The sequence below is a fragment of the Streptomyces sp. P9(2023) genome, from assembly GCF_032436795.1.
Classification (GTDB): domain Bacteria; phylum Actinomycetota; class Actinomycetes; order Streptomycetales; family Streptomycetaceae; genus Streptomyces.
This window is the reverse complement of record NZ_JAUPWM010000441.1, coordinates 1-275: the sequence shown is the minus strand read 5'-3', so window position 1 is coordinate 275 and position 275 is coordinate 1. Positions and strand designations below refer to the sequence as shown.

Below are 275 nucleotides of genomic sequence, written 5' to 3'. Positions count from 1 at the left end.
TAAATAAAGGGATAACCGAGCCTGAAGAGCCCAATACATTACCAAAGCGAACCATACAAAAACGCGTGCCACGGGCTTTTTGCGCTTCTTGCTGGGCTAAAGCTTGCAATCCTAATTCTGCCATACGTTTAGTGGTGCCCATGACATTCGTTGGCCGCACCGCTTTATCGGTTGAGATAAGGACAAAAGATTCAACGTTGGCTTCAATCGCGGCTCTGGCGCAATAATAAGTGCCAAACACATTATTACGTACCCCTTCAACCACATTGTACTCA

General features: G+C 46.2%; 1 protein-coding gene. It reads right to left on the bottom strand.

The annotated features are described in order from the left end of the window. Window positions 1-275, bottom strand: a 275-nt coding sequence (locus Q5762_RS38280; RefSeq protein WP_315896927.1) for a polysaccharide biosynthesis protein, incomplete at both ends; no start/stop codon positions are given.